We start from the raw sequence: 18,149 nt of genomic DNA, 5'->3' as shown, positions 1-18,149 counted from the left end.
GCATGCGCGCGTGTCACCCGGCGATGCGGTAGCCGATGCCTGGTTCGTTGATGAGCAGGCGCGGCGCTGCGGGATCATCCTCCAGCTTGCCGCGCAGCGCGCGCATGGCTACCCGCAGATATTCGATGTCGCCGACATGCGCCGGCCCCCATACGGTGCCGAGCAGGTGGCGGTGCGTCAGCACCTTGCCCGCATGGCGCAGCAATTCGGCAAGCAGCGCGAACTCCTTGGGCGTCAGGTGCACCGCCTCGCCCCGCAACGTCACCCGGTGCGTCGCGATGTCCAGCGTCACCGGGCCCGCCACCAGCCGCCCACCGGCATCGCCGCCGCTGCGATGGCGCAGCGCCACCCGGATGCGGGCGAGCAGCTCGTCCGTGTCGAACGGCTTGGTGACGTAGTCGTCGGCGCCGAGGTCCAGCGCCGCCACCTTCTCCGCCACCGCATCGCGGGCCGTCAGCACCAGCACGGCGCGGTCCAGCGCCTTCAGCAGCGGGATCAGTTCCAGTCCGTCGCGGTCCGGCAGGCCGAGGTCGAGCAGCACCAGCTCGCAACCGGGGCGTGCCGCGGCGGCAAGCGCCTCCGCCGCGTTCGCCGCTTCCGCGCTGGCATGGCCCGCGCGATCCAGCGCGCCGCGCACCAGCCGGCGGATGGCGGGCTCGTCATCGACGACCAGCAGCGGCGGGGTCATGCCACGCCACTCCGCAGGGTGCGGATCAGCGGTTCCGGCCACTCGACCGCGAAGCACGATCCCGGGCCCTCGTCCCGCGGCGCGGCGCGCACCGTCAGGCCCATCGCATCGGCGAAGCCCTTCACGATGGCGAGGCCAAGGCCGGTGCCGCCCGGCCCGTCCGACCCCTCGCCGCGTGTGAAGCGGGCGAACAGGCCGTCGGCGGCGCCCGGCGGCAGGCCGGCCCCTTCGTCCAGCACGCACAGCCTCAGCCGGTGCGGATCGCGCCGGGCGCTGATCGTGACCGGAGCGCCGGCGGGCGAGTACTTCGCGGCATTGTCGATCAGGTTGATGAGCATGTGGTGCAGCATGCGCGGGTCGGCCATCACCAGCGGCAGCGTGACCGGCACGTCCAGCCGCACAGGGTGACTGGCGAGCGTCGACCTCAGATCATGAACTGCCGCAGCGACTGCATCGGTCAGGTCGATGGGTTCCGGCCTCACGGCAAGGGCGCCGGCCTCTATCCGCGTCATCTCCACCAGGTCGTCGAACAATCGCGCCAGGCGCAGGGCCTCGGTCTTCAGCGTGGCGGCGGCGGGGTTGCCCGGCGCCTCGTGTGCCAGCGCGTCGGCAGCGGCCAGCACGGCCGTCAGCGGCGTCTTGAGGTCGTGCCCCAGCGATGACACCAGCGTGGCGCGCAGGTCGTCCCGCTGCTGCAACGCCGCTACCTGCCGCGCTTCCCCTTCCAGTTGCAGCCGTTCATGCGCCAGCGCCGCCTGCCCCAGCAGCGTGGCGAACAACACGCGGCGATTTGCCGGCAGCGGATCGGCCTGGCTGTCATGGCTGATCCCCAGCACCGCCAGCACGCCCAGCGACGTGGCGAGCGGATGGAACTGCCAGTCGCTGGCGGTCAGCGTGGCGGTGTCGCGCCCGGCAGGCTCGGCCCGGTCCCACGCCCAGTCGGCCGCCGTGTAGTCGATCGGCCCCAGCGCGGCCTCTCCGGGCGCGGATCCCGCCACGACCAGGCGGCCATCGCGCCGCAGCAGCAGCACCGTGTTCAGCCCCAGCAGGTTGGCGATCTCCCCGCAGGTGATCGCCGCCGTGCCCGTCTCGTCCGCCACCGCTGCCAGCCGCTGTCCGAAAGCGGCCAGCGCGGCATTCTCCGTGGCAGAGCGGGCGCCCGCATTGGCCTGCCGCTTCAACCGGCCGGCCAGCTGCGCGGCGGTGATGCCCACGCCCGCCAGGATGGCGAAGGTCAGCAGGTTCTGCGGCCCCGTGATGTTGAGCGTATGGACCGGCGGCAGGAAGAAGAAATTATAGGCGAGTGCCCCCGCCACGCTGGCGACCAGGGATGCGCGCAGGCCGCGCCAGGTGGCGACGGCAACCACCGGCACCAGATAGAGCAGGTCCACCGCCTCGGGTCCCAGCCAAGGTTGCAGCGCGAGCGCAGCGAGCGTCGTCAACGCCACGCTCAGCAAGGCGATCGCCGCGCTGCCGGGGGTGGGCAGGGGCAGGCCGGGCCGTTCCGCCATGGCGCCGCCGGGCAGCGGCACCACATGCACCGCGACCGGATCGGGCCCGCGCACCAGCTGGTCCACCAGTGACCGGTGGCGAAGTTCGAACCACCAGGGGCGCCGCGTCTTGCCGATGACCAGCGCGGTTGACCGCGATTCCGCCAGATGGGCGCGCAGGCCTTCCATCACCGTGGGTGCGGACACCGTGACCAATGTGGCGCCCAGCGTACCGGCCAGCTTCAGCGCATCGGCGATGCGCCCGCGCGCCTCCGCCGGCAAGCGAGCGGTACGGCCGGTCTCGATCGTCAGCGCGGTCCACGGCGCGTGCAGGGCATCGGCCAGCCGGCGGGCGCTGCGCACCAGCAGGTCGCCGCCCGGCTGGTCGCCGATCGCCACCACGATCCGTTCGCCCGCGGCCCAGATGCCGGGCTCGCCGGCCAGCCGCACATGGTCCAGCATCTGCCGGTCCACGGCCTGCGCCGCCCGGCGCAGCGCCAGTTCGCGCAAGGCGCTGAGGTTCGCCTTGGAGAAGAAATGACCCAGCGCGCGGGTCGCCTCATCAGGCAGGTAGACCTTGCCTTCCCGCAGGCGGGCGATCAGCTCGTCCGGCGGCAGGTCGACCAGCTCGATCTCCGCATCGTCGAGCAGTGCATCGGGCACCGTCTCCCGCACGCGGACGCGGGTGAAGCCGGCGACGACGTCGTTCAGGCTTTCAAGGTGCTGGATGTTCAGCGTGGTGACGACGTCGATGCCGGCGTCACGCAGCTCCTCCACGTCCTGCCACCGCTTGGGATGGCGGCTGCCGGGTGCGTTCGTGTGGGCGAATTCGTCCACCAGCGCCACGTCGGGCCGCCGGGCGAGCGTGCCGTCGAGGTCGAACTCCGCCAGGCTGTGCGCGCCATGAGGGACCGCGCGGCGGGGGAGCACTTCCAGCGGCTGGACCAGCGCGGCGGTGTCGGCGCGGCCATGCGTCTCCACCACGCCGACCACCACGTCGCGGCCGGCCTGCGCCAGCGCTGCGCCATCCAGCAGCATCTCGTAAGTCTTGCCGACGCCCGGCGCGGCACCGAGGATGATCTTCAGCCGTCCGCGCGCCTCCGCCCGCGCGGCCTTCAGCAGCGCATCGGGATCAGGGCGCGGGGCGACCGGTATCATGGGGCGGGTGCTGCCCCAATCGCGTCCAGTTGTCGATTGAGCTCCAGCACATTGACGCGCCGCTCGCCCAGCACGCCGAGCAACGGGTTCTGGATCGCTGCCCGAACCAGCTGCTCCACCCGCGCAACGGGCAGCCCGCGCGCGGCGGCGACGCGGCGCACCTGCACAAAGGCCGCCTCGGGACTGACGTGGGGGTCCAGTCCCGAGGCGCTAGTGGTGACCAGATCGGATGGAGCCAGGCTGGTCAGGTCTTCGTCGGCCCGGCCTTGCGCGATGCGCACGGCCAGATCGGCGGAGCCGGGTGCGAGGTTGGAGCCGGCGGAGGCGGCGGCATCGTAGCCATTGCCCGCAGCCGACGGGCGGCCGTGGAAATAAGCATCGGTCGTGAAGCCCTGGCCGATCAGGTCGGAGCCGATCACGCGGCCACCCTGCCGGATCAGGCTGCCATTCGCCTGCGCGGGGAACAGCAATTGCGCCGCCCCTGTCATCGCCAGCGGATAGAGGATGCCGGTGACGAGGGTCAGCAGCAGCAGCAGGGTGATGGCGGGGCGGATGGACCGCCGCAATTCGTGCAGCATGGTGGGCATGTCCTTCAGGCCAGGTCGAGGCCGGTGACGAGGAGGTCGATGAGCTTGATCCCGGCAAACGGGGCGAGGAGGCCGCCGCCGCCGAAGACAGCCAGGTTGCGCGCCAGCAGCGCGTCCGCCGCACCGGCGCGGTACTTCACCCCGCGCAGGGCCAGCGGCACCAGCAGCGGGATGATGATTGCGTTGAAGATGATCGCGGATAGGATCGCGCTTTCCGGGCTGCCCAGCCGCATCAGGTTCAGCATGCCGAGGCCGGGATACAGCGTCACGAAAATGGCCGGCAGGATGGCGAAGTATTTCGCCACGTCGTTGGCTATGGAAAAGGTGGTCAGCGCGCCGCGGGTCATCAGCATCTGCTTGCCCAGGCCCACGATCTCGATCAGCTTGGTCGGGTCGCTGTCGAGATCGACCATGTTGCCCGCCTCCCGCGCGGCCTGCGTGCCGGTGTTCATGGCGACACCCACGTCCGACTGGGCGAGGGCGGGTGCATCATTGGTGCCGTCACCGCACATCGCCACCAGCTTGCCGCCCGCCTGTTCGCGGCGGATCAGCGCCAGCTTGTCCTCCGGCGTCGCCTCCGCCAGGAAATCGTCCACCCCGCTCTCGGCGGCGATGCTGGCGGCGGTCAGCGGATTATCGCCGGTGATCATCACCGTGCGGATGCCCATGCGGCGCAGCTCTCCGAACCGTTCGCGGATGCCGGCCTTCACGATGTCCTTCAGGTGGACGATGCCCAGCAGCCGCGCGCCATCAGCCACCGCCAGCGGCGTGCCACCCGCACGGGCGATGTCGTCGGCAATGCGGCGCAGGGCATCGGCGTTGGCGGCCTGGGGCAGGCGGCGCAGCACCGCATCGACCGCGCCCTTGACCAATGCGCGGCTGCCGACCTGCACGCCCGATACGCGGGTCTGGCTGGTGAAGGCGATCGGCTCTGCGCCCGCGGGCATGGCCTCTCCACCGGGCGCCTGCTGGTCAGCCAATACGACGATCGACCGGCCCTCGGGCGTTTCGTCGGCCAGGCTGGCAAGGCGGGCGGCCGCGGCCAGTTCATGCCCGGCCACCCCCGGCAGCGGCAGGAAGGCGGTCGCCTGCCGGTCGCCGACCGTGATGGTGCCGGTCTTGTCCAGCAGCAGCGTGTCGATGTCGCCCGCCGCCTCCACCGCGCGGCCGGACTTCGCCAGCACGTTGAACCGCACCAGCCGGTCCATGCCGGCGATGCCGATCGCGGACAGCAGGCCCGAGATGGTGGTGGGGATCAGCGTCACGAACAGCGCCACCAGCACCGGCACCGCGATGCTGCCGCCGGCGTAGGCGGCAAAGGCGGGCAGCGTGCCGACCGCGATTAGGAAGATCAGCGTCAGTCCCGCCAGCAGGATGGTCAGCGCGATCTCGTTCGGGGTCTTCTGCCGGCTGGCCCCTTCCACCAGCGCGATCATGCGGTCCAGGAACCCCTCGCCCGCGGCGGCGGTGACGCGCACGGTGATCCGGTCGGCGATGACGCGGGTGCCGGCGGTGACGGCGGACCGATCCCCGCCGCCTTCGCGGATGACAGGCGCGGATTCACCGGTGATCGCGGCCTCGTTCACGGATGCGACGCCGTCCACCACCTCGCCATCGGCGGGGATCAGGTCGCCGGTATCGACCAGCACCAGGTCGCCCACCTTCAGCTCATGGGCCGGCACCTGCCGCCATTCGCCGCCGGTCGCCGCCAGCCGCTTGGCGGTCAGGTCCGCCTTGGTCGCCCGCAGGCTGGCGGCCTGCGCCTTGCCCCGGCCTTCCGCCAGCGCCTCGGCGAAATTGCCGAACAGTACGGTTAGCCACAGCCAGAAGACCAGCTGCCCTTCAAAGGCGGGATTGCCGGTGCCCGTGGCAATGCCGCGCAGCCACAGCACGGTCGACAGGGCCGCCACGATCGCCGTCACGAACATCACCGGATTGCGGATCAGCGCGGCGGGGTTGAGCTTCGCGAAGGCATCGCGGGCGGCGCCCGCCAGCAGCGGGCCGGTGAACAGGGTCTGGTTCATGGGTTCATGCCCTCAAAGGATGGTGCCAGCGGCGATCTGCGCCTGGTCGGCGATCGGGCCGAGGGCGAGCGCGGGCAGGAAGGTGAGGCCGCCGACGATCAGGATGATGGCCGCCAGCAGGCCGATCCACAGCGCGCCCGTGGTGGGGAAGGTGCCCGGTCCAGCCGTCTGCCGCTGCTTGGCCGCAAGGCCGCCGGCTATGGCGAGCGCAGGCAGGATCACGCCGAACCGGCCGACGAACATGCCCAATGCCAGCGTCGCGTTGTAGAACGGGGTGTTGCCGGTCAGCCCGCCAAAGGCGGAGCCATTGTTGGCGACCGCGCTGGTGTAGGCGTACAGGATCTCCGTAAAGCCATGCGGCCCACTTGCCAGCGGCCCGGCAAGCCCGGCCTGCGTCACGCTGGCGATCGCGGTCAGGCCCAGGATGAACAACGGCAGCACCGCGATGGCGATCACCGCCAGCTTCATCTCCCGCGCCTCGATCTTCTTGCCGAGATATTCGGGCGTGCGGCCGACCATCAGCCCGGCGATGAACACCGCCAGCACGGCATAGATCAGGATGCCGTAGAACCCCGCGCCCACGCCGCCCACGATCACCTCGCCCAATTGCATGTTGAACAGGGTGACGAGGCCGCCCAGCGGCATGAAGCTGTCGTGCATGCCGATCACTGCGCCGCAACTGGCGGCGGTGGTCACGGCGGCGAACAGGGCAGTCGCGGCGATGCCGAAACGCACGTCCTTGCCCTCCATGTTGCCGCCAACGAGACCGGCGTGGAGCGGGTTGCCCGCCGCCTCCGCGCAGTAGACGAGCGCCAATCCGGCGACGAACAGCAGCAGCATCGCCGCCAGGATGGTCCAGCCCTGCCGCATATTGCCGACCGCCCGGCCGAAGGTCAGCGTCAGGCCCGCCCCGCCGACGAAAATGGTCAGCATCTGTAACAGGTTGCTGAGCGCGGAGGGGTTTTCGAACGGATGCGCCGAATTGACGTTGAAGAAGCCGCCGCCATTGGTGCCCAGCATCTTGATGGCGAGTTGCGAGGCGACCGGCCCCAGCGCGATCACCTGCTCCGCACCCTCCAGCGTGGTCGCCGTGACGCCCGCGGACAGCGTCTGCGGCACGCCCATGGCGACATAGGCGATGGTCAGCACGACGCAGGCGGGCAGCAGCAGCCACAAGGTGATACGCGTGACATCCACCCAGAAATTGCCCAGCGTCGGGGTGCCGCCGCGCGACAGCGCGCGGATGAAGGCGAAGGCGACCGCGATGCCGGTGGCGGCGGACAGGAAGTTCTGCACCGTCAGCCCCGCCATCTGGCTGAAGTGGGACAGGGTCGTCTCCCCGCCGTAATTCTGCCAGTTGGTGTTGGTGACGAAGCTGACGGCGGTGTTGAACGCCAGCCAGGTATCCACGCTGCCGAACCCCTGCGGGTTCAGCGGCAGCACGGCCTGCAGCTTCAGGATGGCGAACAGCAATGCGATTCCCGCCAGGTTGAACGCCAGCACCGCGATGGCATAACCGGCCCAGCCCTGTTCGGCGGTACCCGCGCCGATCAGGCGGTACAGCGCGCCTTCACCGCGCAGCGGGTGCGTGTCATACAGGCGGTACATCGCCGCACCCGCCGGGCGGGCGAGGGCGACCACAAGGGCGAGGAACAGGCCGATCAGGGTCCAGCCGGATAGCGTCATCGTGCGCGCCCCCGCTCAGAAACGTTCAGGGCGCGCGAGCACCGCGACAAGATAGGCGAGCACCAGCGCGGCAACTGCCGCACCCAGCCCAAGGTCGAATGACATGACACGATCTCCTCCATGCGCCGCAGCACATGGGGCGGAGAGGCGTCAGCTTGCGCGGGGCAAACAGCCGTCCGCGCATAAGGAACCCGTAAAGATCAATCCGCGTCGGACAGGCCGCGGGTAAGGACAACCGTTTGGCGGCGCCGCAAACGCAGCGCGGCCCGCCACTCAGGTGACGGGCCGCGCCGGATCAGGGAAGGTCAGCCTGGATCAGGCGTCGCCTTCCTCTTCCTCGAACAACTGGGCGTTGGCGCCCGTGGTGCTCAGGCGCACCTGATCGCCCTCGACCTCGGCCACCAGGCCCAGCGAGATGAAGTGGTGGTGGCCCGAATGGGTGCCCTCCGCCCCTTCGATCTCCGCGCCCGAATCCTTCTTGGTCAGCTTGATTCGGTCGCCTTCGACCTTGTCCACCGTGCCGACATGCACACCATCGGCGCCGATCACTTCCATGTGTTCGCGGATCGCACTTGCATCAGCCATCGTCATTGTCTCCGTTGGTTTTTCAGGTTCAGGACTTGTCGCCGCGCAGGGCGGCCAGCCGCGCGTCCGATGAATCGCCGTAGCCGCGGCCTTCATTGTCGGCGGCCATCGCATCTGCGTCATCGTCATCGGTGGCGGGCACATCGCCGGCATCGCCCTGCTCGGCCGCCTGGCGGCGCTGCGCCTCGCCGGTGCCGCTCGCCTGCTCGCTCAGCGTGTCGGCATAGCTGTCGTAAGTGTCGCCACCGATGCCGGTGTCGCTCTCACGGTTGGGCTCAGGCTCGGACGGCGGGCTGGCCTCCGCGCCCCATGGCGCCGGATCGACCACTTCCACGTCCTTCTGCTCGAAGGTTTCCGCCTTCACCCGCGACTCTCCAGGCGCATGGGGCTGCTCCTCCTTGCCGACATCACGCGCGGTGTTGGGCTCAACCTTGCCCATCGACTGGCTCATCCCGCCCAGCGACTGGCTCATGCCCTTGTCGTCCATCGACTGGGCCTGCTGCTGCTGCGCGGGCTGCGTCTTGCTGGCTTTCGCCTTCTGCCGTGCCTCGTCCTCGCGCGCGCCGGTCGGCGTGGGCTCGCCCGGCACGTTGTTCGGCTTCAGCGTGACGTCGCGGCTGTCATCGGGCTCGTATTCACCCATGATTGCTCTCCTCGGGTCGCCAACCCCTTTGCCAGGGGCGGCACATGGCAGGAGAACCGCCGGAGGGGGCAGGGCGTTCCTTGGCCGCGCGATCAGAAGCCCGCGCCGTCGGGCCAGCCGGGCGCGGCCAGCGCCATGACCTTGAACAGGGTGCCCATCTGCTCCGCCCCGGCCAGCCGGTCGACCGCCGCCGCCTGCTCGCCCGCGCGCGCCGGGCTGCGGGCGGAAAGCTGCGCGGCACGCGCCTCCAGCCCCAGCGCCTGCAGGAAGGCGCCCTGTTCGGTCATGCCGCTGACCCGCGCGCCGGCCGCGCGGGCGACATCGGCCAGGGTGGCGAAATCGACATGCGCGGTCAGGTCCGCCTCCGCCGGGGTGTCGAACACCGCGACCTTGCGGTGCGCCCGGACCGCCTGCAGGGTGGAGCCGGTGCGGAACCGCAGGTGGCCGTAATCGACGAACAGCGCCACGCCGCCTTGCCGGACCAGCCGCAGCGCCACCTCCTCAATGACCGCCGCCGCGCCGGGGCAGGTCTCGATGATCGTTCCCTCCGGCGCATCGGCGTGCCCGGCTGGAATGGCGGTGTCCATCGGCCGGGTACCGGCTTCGAACCGGAAGGCGCCGCCTTCGTCCAGCCCGACCATCCGTTCGCGCCAGCCATCCGCGGTACGGACCATCTGTTGCACCGGCAGCGCGTCCAGGAACTCGTTCGCCAGCAGCAGCAGCGGGCCATCATCCGGCAGGCCGGCCAGGTCATCGTGGAAGCGGGCGCCGGGCACCGCCGCCGCCTGCACCTTGCGCAAGGCGGGCGATCCTTCCACCAGATGCACCGGCGGGTGCAGGCCCGCGCCCGCCATCGCCCGCAGTGCATCTGCCGCCAGCGTGCCGCGCCCGGGGCCAAGTTCCGCATAGAAGGCGTTATCCGGCGCGCCCGCGCGATGCCAGGCATCGGCCAGCCACAGTCCCAGCAGCTCGCCGAACATCTGGCTGATCTCCGGCGCGGTCACGAAGTCGCCGGCGGCACCCAGCGGGTCGCGCGCCGCATAGTACAGCGCGTTCGCCTCCCCCATGAACTGGTGGACGCCGATCGGTCCGCTGGCCGTGATCAGCCGGCGGAAGCGTTCCGCACCATTCACGCCGTCACGGGCGGGCGGGCGCCGATCTCCGGCCGGCGCAGCGCCGCCATCATCAGCAGCACGCCCGCCGCGATCAGCGGGATCGTCAGCCATTGTCCCATGTTGAGGCCGGTCTGCTGCGGCACCCAGGCGAGCTGCGCGTCCGCCTCCCGGAAGAATTCGGCGGTGAACCGGCCCAGCGAGATCAGCGTGACGAAACAGCCCGTCAGCACGCCCGGACGCCAGCGCGCCCGCGTCTTCCAGAACAGCGGCAGCATGACCAGGATCACGACCAGCCCTTCCAGCACCGCCTCGTACAACTGGCTTGGATGCCGTGGCAGCCCCAGCGGATCGCGCGGGAAGATCATCGCCCAGGCGACATCGGTCGGGCGACCCCACAGCTCCCCGTTGATGAAGTTGGCGAGGCGCCCGAACAGCATGCCGAAACCGACATTGACCGCGACGTAGTCAGTCACGCGGATGAAGCTGAGCTTGCCCCGCCACGCGACCCACGCCATCGCCAGCGTCGTGCCGATCAGCCCGCCATGGAAGCTCATCCCGCCATCCCACAGCCGCAGCAGCGCCCAGGGCACGGTCTCCCCGCTGTCCCATGTCGTGAACAAAGCGGGCTGGTAGAACGCGGCGTAGCCCAGCCGCCCCCCCAGGATGATGCCGAGCGTGCACCAGAAGAACAGGTCGTCCACATGGCGCTGCGCCATCGGTGCGCCGGGGGCGCGGACCATGCGCGACAGATGCCAGTAACCGAGTAGGATGCCCGCAAGGTAGGCCAGCGAATAGAAGCGCAGGGTGAAGAACCCCAGCTCGATCCCCGGGCGCAGGCCCAGGTCTTCCCAGCGGATCGCTTGCGCCGCGGCGCCTGCCAGCACGTCCATCATCATGGGCACGGGCCTTGGCACGGATCGCGGCGGAGCAAAAGAGCATCACCACCATCTGTTCGCCGGCGCATGCTTGCCCTATCTGCTGCCCGCGTGAAGCAGTTGCAGATACCCAACGGGCGCAAGGTGCTCGATCGTCAGCCGCTGGTGGACCAGTTGACCGCGCTGGTGGCGCAGCATGGCGCCGTCGGTGCCCGCCCGCAGATCGTCGCCTTGCTGCGCGACGCCCTGGCGGCCGGCCGCGCCGAACTGGCCCAGCGCCTGACGGAACGGCCGTCCGCCGGACACGAGATCACCCGCGGCCACGCCTGGCTGATCGACCAGCTGATCCGCGTGCTGCACGATCATGTGATCGCCGACCTTTATCCCGACCGCCCTGCGGGGGAGCGGCTGACGCTGATCGCCGTCGGTGGTTATGGCCGGGCGGAGATGGCTCCGCATTCGGACGTCGACCTCGCCTGCATCACGCCCGTGGCGAAGGCGCCATGGTCGGAACAGGTGATCGAGGCGCTGCTCTATTACCTGTGGGACCTGGGGCTCAAGGTCGGCCACTCCAGCCGCTGCCTGGACGAGATGGTGCGCATGGCGCGCGCCGACCTCACCATCCGCACCGCTTTGTTGGAAGGCCGGTACCTGTGGGGTGACGAGGAGCTGTATGCCGAAGCCAGCCGCCGCTTCTGGGCGGAGGTGGTGCCCGGCTCCGAAACCCGCTTCGTGAGCGAGAAGCTGGCGGAACGTGCCGCCCGGCACCGCCGAATGGGCGACACCCGCTACGTCGTCGAACCCAACGTGAAGGACGGGAAGGGCGGCCTGCGCGACCTGCAGACGTTGTACTGGATCGGCAAGTACCTGCACCGGGTCGACCGGGGCGCCGATCTGGTCGAGGCGGGCCTGCTGTCGACCGCCGAATATCGCAGCTTCCGCCGGGCCGAAAGCTTCCTGCTGGCCGTCCGTTGCCACCTGCATACCATCACCCGCCGGGCGGAGGATCGCCTGACCTTCGACCTGCAGCGGGAGGTCGCCGCCCGGATGCGCTTTGCCGAACGCCCGGGCAAGAGCAGCGTGGAACGGTTCATGCAGTTCTACTTCCTGCAGGTTCGGCTGGTGGGCCACCTGACCGGCGTGTTCCTGGCCCATTTCGACGAAGGCACCGCACCCCGCCGCCCCAGCCGGCTGCTGCAGGCGCTGCGCCGCGACGGGCGCCCGCGCGCGGACGGCTACACGCTGGTCAATGGCCGCATCGCCGCGCCTGACGACGAGTGGTTCCGGGCCGATCCGGTGCGCCTGCTGGAAATCTACCGCATCGCGGAAGCTGAAGGGCTGGAGGTCCACCCCGCCACCACCCGCCTGATCCTGCGCGACGCGACGCTGATCCGGGGCGAGGTGCGCCGCGATCCACGCGCCAACGCCCTGTTCCTGGACGTGCTGGCAGGCCGCAACGATCCCGAAACCGTGCTGCGCTGGATGAACGAGGCGGGGGTGTTCGGCCGCTTCGTGCCCGATTTCGGCCGGGTCGGGGCGCAGATGCAGTTCGACATGTACCACCATTACACGGTGGACGAGCACACGATCCGCGCCATCGGCCTGCTCTCCCGTATCGAGAAGGGGGAGCTGGTGGAGGATCATCCGCTCGCCAGCCAGCTGATCGGCCGGCTGACCCACCGCCGCGTGCTGTACGTCGCCACCCTGCTGCACGACATCGCGAAGGGGCGCGACGGCGACCATTCGATCCTGGGGGCGGAGGTCGCGCTGCGGCTGTGCCCACGGCTTGGGCTGGACGAGGTGGAGACGCAGCTGGTCAGCTGGCTGGTGCTGCACCACCTGTTGATGAGCCACACCGCCTTCAAGCGCGACCTGACCGATCCCAAGACCATCACCGACTTTGTGGGCGTGGTGCAGGATGCCGAACGGCTGCGGCAATTGATGGTGCTGACCGTGGTCGACATCCGCGCCGTCGGCCCGGGCGTGTGGAACAGCTGGAAGCGCCAGCTGCTGGGCGACCTGTATACTTTGGCGGAGGAGCGGATGCGCGGCGCCCCCGGCAAGCCCGGTGGCCAGCGTGTCGCTGCCAAGCAGGCGCGCGTCACCGACCTGCTGGGTGCGGACGCGCATGTCATGGCGGAGATCGGCGACCGCTTCGACGACAATTACTGGATCGCGGAGCCAGAGGATATCATCGCGCTGAACCTGCCGCATTATGCGGAGGCGAAGCGGCTGCAGCACCCGCTGTCGATCCATGCGCACTATTATCCGGCGCGCGGGGCCACGCTGGTGACGGTGATCGGCGATGACCATCCGGGCCTGTTCTTCCGCATCGCCGGCGCGATCCATCTGGCCGGCGGCAACGTGATCGACGCGCGCATCCACACCAGCCGCATGGGCAAGGCGGTGGACAACTTCCTGGTGCAGGACCCGCTGGGCCAGCCATTCCGCGAAAGCTACCAGCTGGATCGGCTGGAGAATGCGATCCGCGACGCGCTGGCCGGGCGGATCGACCTGCTGCCGCAACTCGCCCGTCGTCCGCTGGCGCGGCCGCGTGCGGACAGCTTCCACGTCCACCCGCAGGTGTTCTGGGACCATCAGGCATCGGACCGCTTCACCGTGCTGGAGGTCAGCGCCGCCGACCGCCCCGCGCTGCTGAACCGCCTGGCGCGGGTGCTGTTCGAAGAGATGCTGATGGTGAACTCCGCTCACATCACCCATTACGGGGAACGGGCGGTGGACACGTTCTACATCACCGACCTGACCGGTGCGAAGCTGACCAGTTCCGAGCGGCTCTCCCGGATCGAGGCTGCGCTGCTCGCCGCCGCCGGGCAGCCGGTGCCGGCATGATCGCGGGGGTGGTTGCCCCCTCTACTTACGGATCCTACAGCCTGCCGGCATGAGCATTACCCGACTGTCCGACCTCGCCGATCCGCAGATCGTACCCCGTCTCGTGCTGAAGGTCGGCTCCGCCCTGCTGTTCGGTCCCGGTGGGGTGCCGCAGGCCGAATGGATGGCGGGGCTGGTAGCGGAGATCGCGGAGGCCCGCAGCCGCGGGCAGCAGGTGATCCTGGTCGGGTCGGGCGCCGTGGCGCTGGGCGCGGCGAAGCTGGGCCTGCCGCATGGCGGGCGCGGCAGCCTGGCGGATGCGCAGGCGAGCGCCGCCGTGGGCCAGATCGCGCTGGCCGGCCTGTGGTCGAACCTGCTGGCCGAACATGGGCTGGTGGCCGCGCAATTGTTGCTGACGGTGGACGATCTGGAGGATCGCCGCCGCTACCTCAACGCTTCCGCCACTTTGGGCCGCCTGCTGAAGGCCGGCGCGGTGCCCGTCATCAACGAAAACGATTCGGTCGCCACGCAGGAGATCCGCTTCGGCGATAACGACCGGCTGGCCGCGCGCGTGGCGCAGGCGGCGAACGCGCAGGTGGTCATGCTGCTGTCCGATGTGGACGGGCTATACGACCGTCATCCCAAGGAGCCGGACGCCGCTTTGGTGCCGCGGATCAAGGGGGTGACCCCGGCGGTGCAGGCCATGGCCAGTGGCGACAGTGGATCGGGCATGGGATCGGGGGGGATGAGCAGCAAGCTGATCGCCGCCAAGATCGCCACCCGCGCCGGCATCACGCTGGGGATCATCAACGGCACCCATCCCGGCCCGCTCGGCCGCGCGATCACCCATGATACCGGCACCCTGTTCCTGCCCACCCGCAGCGATCGCGGGCGCAAGGCGTGGCTGGGCGGGCGGCAGCGGATGAAGGGCGCGCTGGTGGTCGATGGTGGCTGCGCCGATGCGCTGGAACACGGCAAGAGCCTACTGGCGAGCGGCATCCGCGCGGTGGAGGGCACGTTCCGCCGGGGCGATCCGGTGGGTGTGCGTGACGAACACGGCCTGCAACTCGCGCAGGGTCTTGCCGAATATGGCAGCGCCGAGGTGGAGCGGATCATGGGCCACCGTTCGGAAGAGCACGAGCAATTGCTGGGCTACGCGCCCCGCTCCGCCGTGATCCACCGGGATCAGCTGGTGCTGCTGTGACCAGCATGCCGCCGCTGGCACTGACCGGCGGTACGGGCTTTGTCGGCAGCTCGGTGATCGACCTCGCCGTGCGGCAGGGGATGACCGTGCGCGCACTTGCGCGCGCCGCCCAGCCGCCGCGTGATGGCGTCACCTGGATACGCGGCGACCTCGCCGACAACGCCGCGCTTGAAGAATTGGTGGCGGGCGCGGGTGCGGTGCTGCACGTCGCCGGCGTGGTGAACCCGCCCGACGCCGCCGGTTTTACCGCCGGCAATGTCTCCGGCACGGAGGCGGTGCTTGCCGCGGCATCAGGGGCAGGGGTGCGTCGCTTCGTGTTCGTCTCCAGCCTGTCCGCGCGCGAGCCTGCGCTGTCCGCCTATGGCCGGTCCAAGTTCCTGGCGGAGGAGCTGGTGCGGGTCAGCGGGCTCGACTGGACGATCGTACGCCCACCGGCGATCTACGGCCCGCGCGATCGGGAGATGCTGGAACTGTTCCGCGCGGCGGCGAAGCTGGGCGTGGTGCCCATGCCGCCCGCCGCGGGCCGCGCGTCCTACATCCACGTCACCGATCTTGCCCGCCTGCTGCTGGCGCTCCTGCCGCCAGGCGCGGCCGTGTCGCAGCGCCTGTTCGAGCCCGACGACGGGCATGCCGGCGGCTGGAGCCATGGCGACATCGCCCGCGCGATCGGTGCGGCGGTGGGTCGCCGTGTGCGCGTCCCGCACCTGCCGGCGCGCCTGCTCTCGCTGGCCGCCAGGCTGGACCGCATGGCGCGGGGCAGCCGGGCCAAGCTGACACCGGATCGCGTCGGTTACATGAGCCACCCGGACTGGGTCTGCCGGCCGGAAAAGGCGCCGCCAGCCGATGTGTGGCAAGCAGGCGTGGCCACGCCCGAAGGCTTGGCGGCGACGGCCGCCTGGTACCGGCAACAGGGCTGGCTGTAGCACGCGCCTGCCGCACCAACCGGCCATGAGGCTTGCGCTTGGCGAAGCGGTGCTGTTCAAAAAACAACATGGATCAGGAACAGGCGGCATCATGGGCAATCTGAACTTCACCGCCGTGCTGCTGGGCGCGGTCGCCTTCTTCGTGCTGGGCGTGCTGTGGTACACGATCCTGTTCGGCGGCGCCTGGGGCCGGCTGACCGGCATCGGGGACGAGATGGCGAGCCGTGGCAACACGATCGGCGGCCGGCCGATGCGGCGCAATCCGACCTGGCTGGTCCTGACGCTGTGCTTTGCCTTCGAACTGCTGATCTCGCTGACGCTGGGGCATCAGTATGCGATGACCGGGCCGTCCGACCGGGCCAAGATGATGATCGCCTTCGGCTATGGCGCGATGCTGCTGACGCCGGGCATCGGCATCATGTACCTGTTCCAGATGCGCCCGGGCAAACTGTTCGCGATCGACGCCGCCTACCTGACCGCGGGCACCACCCTGCTGGGTGCGATCCACTGCTGGCTGGACTGAAGGATCAGCCGGGCCCGCCTTTGTTCGGGACGATCTCCACCACGGTGTCACCCGCCTGCAGCGTGCAGGTACCCGATTCCCAGAAGCCGATCGCCTCTTCGTTGCGATAGACGCGCAGCGCATAGCCGCCGGTCGCGAGGTTCGTCATCGGCCGGCCGATCTCCTCGGCCATGACCGGCCGTTCCACCAGCTGAACCCGCCCGCCGAAGCTGGCGAGATCCATCAGGTAGTCGGCGACATGCGCCCCTTGCGCGCTGCCGGCCAGCAGCAGCCCGGTGAAGCGCACCGGGTTGATGACGTTGTTCGCCCCCGCCTGCCGTGCCAGCAGCTCGTTGTCTGCGGCGCGCACCACCACGCTGATCGGCACATGGGGGGCGAGGTGACGCACGGTCAGCACGATCAGGATATTGGCATCGTCGCGCCCCGCGGACACGAGCACCGTCTTTGCCTGTGCGATGCGCAGCGCCAGCAGATGCTCGTCCCGCGTGGCGTCCGCCTCCATCACGTTGCAGCCCAGCTCCTCGGCCTGGAGCAGGCGATCCTTGTCCATGTCCATGACCACGATGCAGGCGGGGTCGGTGCCGCGGGCGATCAGTTCGCCCACCGCTTCCGACCCGGAGACACCGAAGCCCAGCACCACATAATGGCCGGTCAGCTGATCCTGGATGCGCGCCATGCGTAATCTCTCCCAGCTGCGCTTGATGACGAAATTGTAGGCCGCGCCCACGAAGATGAAGATCACCGCGAAGCGTATAGGGGTCACGATCACCGCCTCCACCAGCCGCGATTGCGGACTGACCGGGGCGATGTCGCCGAAGCCGGTCGTGGTGATGGAGATCATCGTGAAGTAGACGACATCCAGGAAGGTGATGTTGCCGTCGTAATTGTCGACCAGCCCGTCACGGTCCAGCCAATGGATCAGCACCACGATGAATACCAGCGACAGCGCGCCGCCCAGCCGCAGGCCCACATCCGCCCACACCGGCACCTTGATCGCCCGCTTCAGCGGGGTGAACCGCCGGGCCCGGATGCGTTGCGCGTGGCTGTCGCGCTTTTCCGCCACTAGGTGTCGAGCGCCTCCGCCAAGCGGCCCATCGCCCCATGGTCGGTCAGGTCCACCTGCAGCGGGGTCACGGATACGAACCCGTCATTGACCGCCTCCAGATCGGTGCCGTGGTCCAGCGTGTGCTCCACATCCTCCAGCCCGAACCAGTAATACGGCCGGCCCCGCGGATCGACGCCTTCGACCAGCGATCCGCGGGCATAATCGTGGAAGCCCTGCCGCGCGACCTTGACCCCGCGCACCTCGGCCGCGGGCAAGGCGGGAAAGTTCACGTTCACCAGCGTCCGCTTGGCCATGGCGAAGCGGCTGAGCGGTTCGATCACCTTCGCCGCCCAGCCTTCGGCCGCGGCGAAGCCATGTCCGGCATTGCGCAGCGCCTGGCTCATCGCGATGGCCGGGATGCCCGCCAGCGCGGCCTCCATCGCGGCGTTGATCGTGCCGGAATAGGTGATGTCGTCCGCCAGGTTCTCGCCATGGTTGATGCCGGAGATCACCAAGTCCGGCTTGCGGTCGGTGAACAGCTTGCGCAGCGCGAGGTTGATCGAATCCGTCGGCGTACCGCCCACCGCGAAGCGCTGGTGCCCATGTTCGTGCAGGCGCACCGGCATGTGCAATGTCAACGAATGCCCGGTGCCTGACTGTTCCAGCGCGGGTGCACAGACCCAGACATCGTCCGACAGGGTCGCCGCAACCTGTTCCAGCAAAGCGAGACCGGGGGCGTGAATACCGTCATCGTTGGTCAGCAGGATGCGCATG

16 protein-coding genes are annotated in these 18,149 nt (G+C 69.6%); 4 read left to right on the top strand and 12 right to left on the bottom strand.

Going from position 1 to position 18,149, the window contains the following annotated elements; genetic code table 11:
* Nucleotides 1-13 precede the first annotated feature (13 nt).
* The 10 genes from V5740_RS08095 to lgt all read right to left on the bottom strand — a co-directional run bounded on the left by V5740_RS08095 (nucleotide 14) and on the right by lgt (nucleotide 10,869).
* Entirely contained in the window at nucleotides 14-688 is a 675-nt protein-coding gene (locus V5740_RS08095) for a response regulator (RefSeq protein WP_347301990.1), read from the bottom strand.
* Nucleotides 685-3,336, bottom strand: a complete 2,652-nt coding sequence (locus tag V5740_RS08090; protein ID WP_347301989.1) for a sensor histidine kinase KdpD — start codon at nucleotides 3,334-3,336, stop codon at nucleotides 685-687. The genes V5740_RS08095 and V5740_RS08090 overlap by 4 nt, the downstream gene beginning before the upstream one ends.
* Entirely contained in the window at nucleotides 3,333-3,914 is a 582-nt protein-coding gene (gene kdpC, locus V5740_RS08085) for a potassium-transporting ATPase subunit KdpC (RefSeq protein ID WP_347301988.1), read from the bottom strand. The genes V5740_RS08090 and kdpC overlap by 4 nt, the downstream gene beginning before the upstream one ends.
* Nucleotides 3,915-3,928: 14 nt before the next feature.
* On the bottom strand, nucleotides 3,929-5,947 hold the full coding sequence (kdpB, locus tag V5740_RS08080) for a potassium-transporting ATPase subunit KdpB (RefSeq protein ID WP_347301987.1): 2,019 nt from the start codon (nucleotides 5,945-5,947) through the stop codon (nucleotides 3,929-3,931).
* 12 nt (nucleotides 5,948-5,959) lie between these two features.
* A complete protein-coding gene (kdpA, locus tag V5740_RS08075) occupies nucleotides 5,960-7,633 on the bottom strand; it encodes a potassium-transporting ATPase subunit KdpA (protein WP_347301986.1) in 1,674 nt (557 codons plus the stop codon).
* A gap of 15 nt (nucleotides 7,634-7,648) precedes the next feature.
* Nucleotides 7,649-7,738, bottom strand: coding sequence for a potassium-transporting ATPase subunit F (locus V5740_RS08070; protein WP_347301985.1), 90 nt, complete (start codon nucleotides 7,736-7,738; stop codon nucleotides 7,649-7,651).
* Nucleotides 7,739-7,948: 210 nt separating this feature from the next.
* A complete protein-coding gene (locus V5740_RS08065; RefSeq protein ID WP_347301984.1) occupies nucleotides 7,949-8,218 on the bottom strand; it encodes a DUF2171 domain-containing protein in 270 nt (89 codons plus the stop codon).
* A 28-nt stretch (nucleotides 8,219-8,246) separates the two neighbouring features.
* Nucleotides 8,247-8,861, bottom strand: a complete 615-nt coding sequence (locus V5740_RS08060) for a hypothetical protein (RefSeq protein WP_347301983.1) — start codon at nucleotides 8,859-8,861, stop codon at nucleotides 8,247-8,249.
* Nucleotides 8,862-8,953: 92 nt separating this feature from the next.
* Nucleotides 8,954-9,928 (bottom strand): SAM-dependent methyltransferase, encoded by a 975-nt coding sequence (locus V5740_RS08055; RefSeq protein ID WP_347304475.1) that lies wholly within the window; start codon nucleotides 9,926-9,928, stop codon nucleotides 8,954-8,956.
* Nucleotides 9,929-9,990: 62 nt separating this feature from the next.
* The gene (gene lgt / locus V5740_RS08050; protein ID WP_347304474.1) at nucleotides 9,991-10,869 is read right to left on the bottom strand and encodes a prolipoprotein diacylglyceryl transferase; all 879 of its coding nucleotides are present in this window, start codon (nucleotides 10,867-10,869) and stop codon (nucleotides 9,991-9,993) included.
* A gap of 93 nt (nucleotides 10,870-10,962) precedes the next feature.
* Between lgt and V5740_RS08045 the strand changes: the two genes are divergently transcribed.
* The 4 genes from V5740_RS08045 (at nucleotide 10,963) to V5740_RS08030 (ending at nucleotide 16,330) form a co-directional block, all read left to right on the top strand.
* Nucleotides 10,963-13,701: a [protein-PII] uridylyltransferase gene (locus tag V5740_RS08045; RefSeq protein WP_347301982.1), complete on the top strand. Its 2,739-nt coding sequence runs from the start codon at nucleotides 10,963-10,965 to the stop codon at nucleotides 13,699-13,701.
* A 49-nt stretch (nucleotides 13,702-13,750) separates the two neighbouring features.
* Entirely contained in the window at nucleotides 13,751-14,884 is a 1,134-nt protein-coding gene (gene proB, locus V5740_RS08040; RefSeq protein ID WP_347301981.1) for a glutamate 5-kinase, read from the top strand.
* 5 nt (nucleotides 14,885-14,889) lie between these two features.
* The gene (locus tag V5740_RS08035; protein ID WP_347304473.1) at nucleotides 14,890-15,807 is read left to right on the top strand and encodes an NAD-dependent epimerase/dehydratase family protein; all 918 of its coding nucleotides are present in this window, start codon (nucleotides 14,890-14,892) and stop codon (nucleotides 15,805-15,807) included.
* A gap of 91 nt (nucleotides 15,808-15,898) precedes the next feature.
* A complete protein-coding gene (locus V5740_RS08030; RefSeq protein WP_347301980.1) occupies nucleotides 15,899-16,330 on the top strand; it encodes a DUF1761 domain-containing protein in 432 nt (143 codons plus the stop codon).
* Nucleotides 16,331-16,334: 4 nt separating this feature from the next.
* Here the strand turns inward: V5740_RS08030 and V5740_RS08025 are convergent, their stop codons facing one another.
* Nucleotides 16,335-17,393 carry a potassium channel family protein gene (locus V5740_RS08025; protein ID WP_347301979.1) on the bottom strand — a complete coding sequence of 353 codons (1,059 nt, stop codon included), beginning with the start codon at nucleotides 17,391-17,393 and terminating at the stop codon, nucleotides 16,335-16,337.
* The gene (surE, locus tag V5740_RS08020) at nucleotides 17,393-18,148 is read right to left on the bottom strand and encodes a 5'/3'-nucleotidase SurE (RefSeq protein WP_347301978.1); all 756 of its coding nucleotides are present in this window, start codon (nucleotides 18,146-18,148) and stop codon (nucleotides 17,393-17,395) included. Before surE ends, V5740_RS08025 begins: the two co-directional genes overlap by 1 nt.
* Nucleotide 18,149 lies beyond the last annotated feature (1 nt).

The organism is Croceibacterium sp. TMG7-5b_MA50 (assembly GCF_039830145.1).
Classification (GTDB): Bacteria; Pseudomonadota; Alphaproteobacteria; order Sphingomonadales; family Sphingomonadaceae; genus Croceibacterium.
Note: the sequence above shows the minus strand (reverse complement) of the source record. Positions and strands in the feature narration are given on the sequence as shown.

Coding starts and splice junctions, on each gene's coding strand:
- lgt (WP_347304474.1), bottom strand. CDS start 10,869: ATGATGGACGTGCTGGCAGGCGCCGCGGCGCAAGCGATCCGCTGGGAA.
- V5740_RS08055 (WP_347304475.1), bottom strand. CDS start 9,928: ATGGGGGAGGCGAACGCGCTGTACTATGCGGCGCGCGACCCGCTGGGT.
- V5740_RS08065 (WP_347301984.1), bottom strand. CDS start 8,218: ATGGCTGATGCAAGTGCGATCCGCGAACACATGGAAGTGATCGGCGCC.
- V5740_RS08090 (WP_347301989.1), bottom strand. CDS start 3,336: ATGATACCGGTCGCCCCGCGCCCTGATCCCGATGCGCTGCTGAAGGCC.
- V5740_RS08095 (WP_347301990.1), bottom strand. CDS start 688: ATGACCCCGCCGCTGCTGGTCGTCGATGACGAGCCCGCCATCCGCCGG.
- proB (WP_347301981.1), top strand. CDS start 13,751: ATGAGCATTACCCGACTGTCCGACCTCGCCGATCCGCAGATCGTACCC.
- kdpA (WP_347301986.1), bottom strand. CDS start 7,633: ATGACGCTATCCGGCTGGACCCTGATCGGCCTGTTCCTCGCCCTTGTG.
- surE (WP_347301978.1), bottom strand. CDS start 18,148: ATGCGCATCCTGCTGACCAACGATGACGGTATTCACGCCCCCGGTCTC.
- V5740_RS08060 (WP_347301983.1), bottom strand. CDS start 8,861: ATGGGTGAATACGAGCCCGATGACAGCCGCGACGTCACGCTGAAGCCG.
- kdpC (WP_347301988.1), bottom strand. CDS start 3,914: ATGCTGCACGAATTGCGGCGGTCCATCCGCCCCGCCATCACCCTGCTG.
- V5740_RS08070 (WP_347301985.1), bottom strand. CDS start 7,738: ATGTCATTCGACCTTGGGCTGGGTGCGGCAGTTGCCGCGCTGGTGCTC.
- V5740_RS08035 (WP_347304473.1), top strand. CDS start 14,890: ATGCCGCCGCTGGCACTGACCGGCGGTACGGGCTTTGTCGGCAGCTCG.
- kdpB (WP_347301987.1), bottom strand. CDS start 5,947: ATGAACCAGACCCTGTTCACCGGCCCGCTGCTGGCGGGCGCCGCCCGC.
- V5740_RS08030 (WP_347301980.1), top strand. CDS start 15,899: ATGGGCAATCTGAACTTCACCGCCGTGCTGCTGGGCGCGGTCGCCTTC.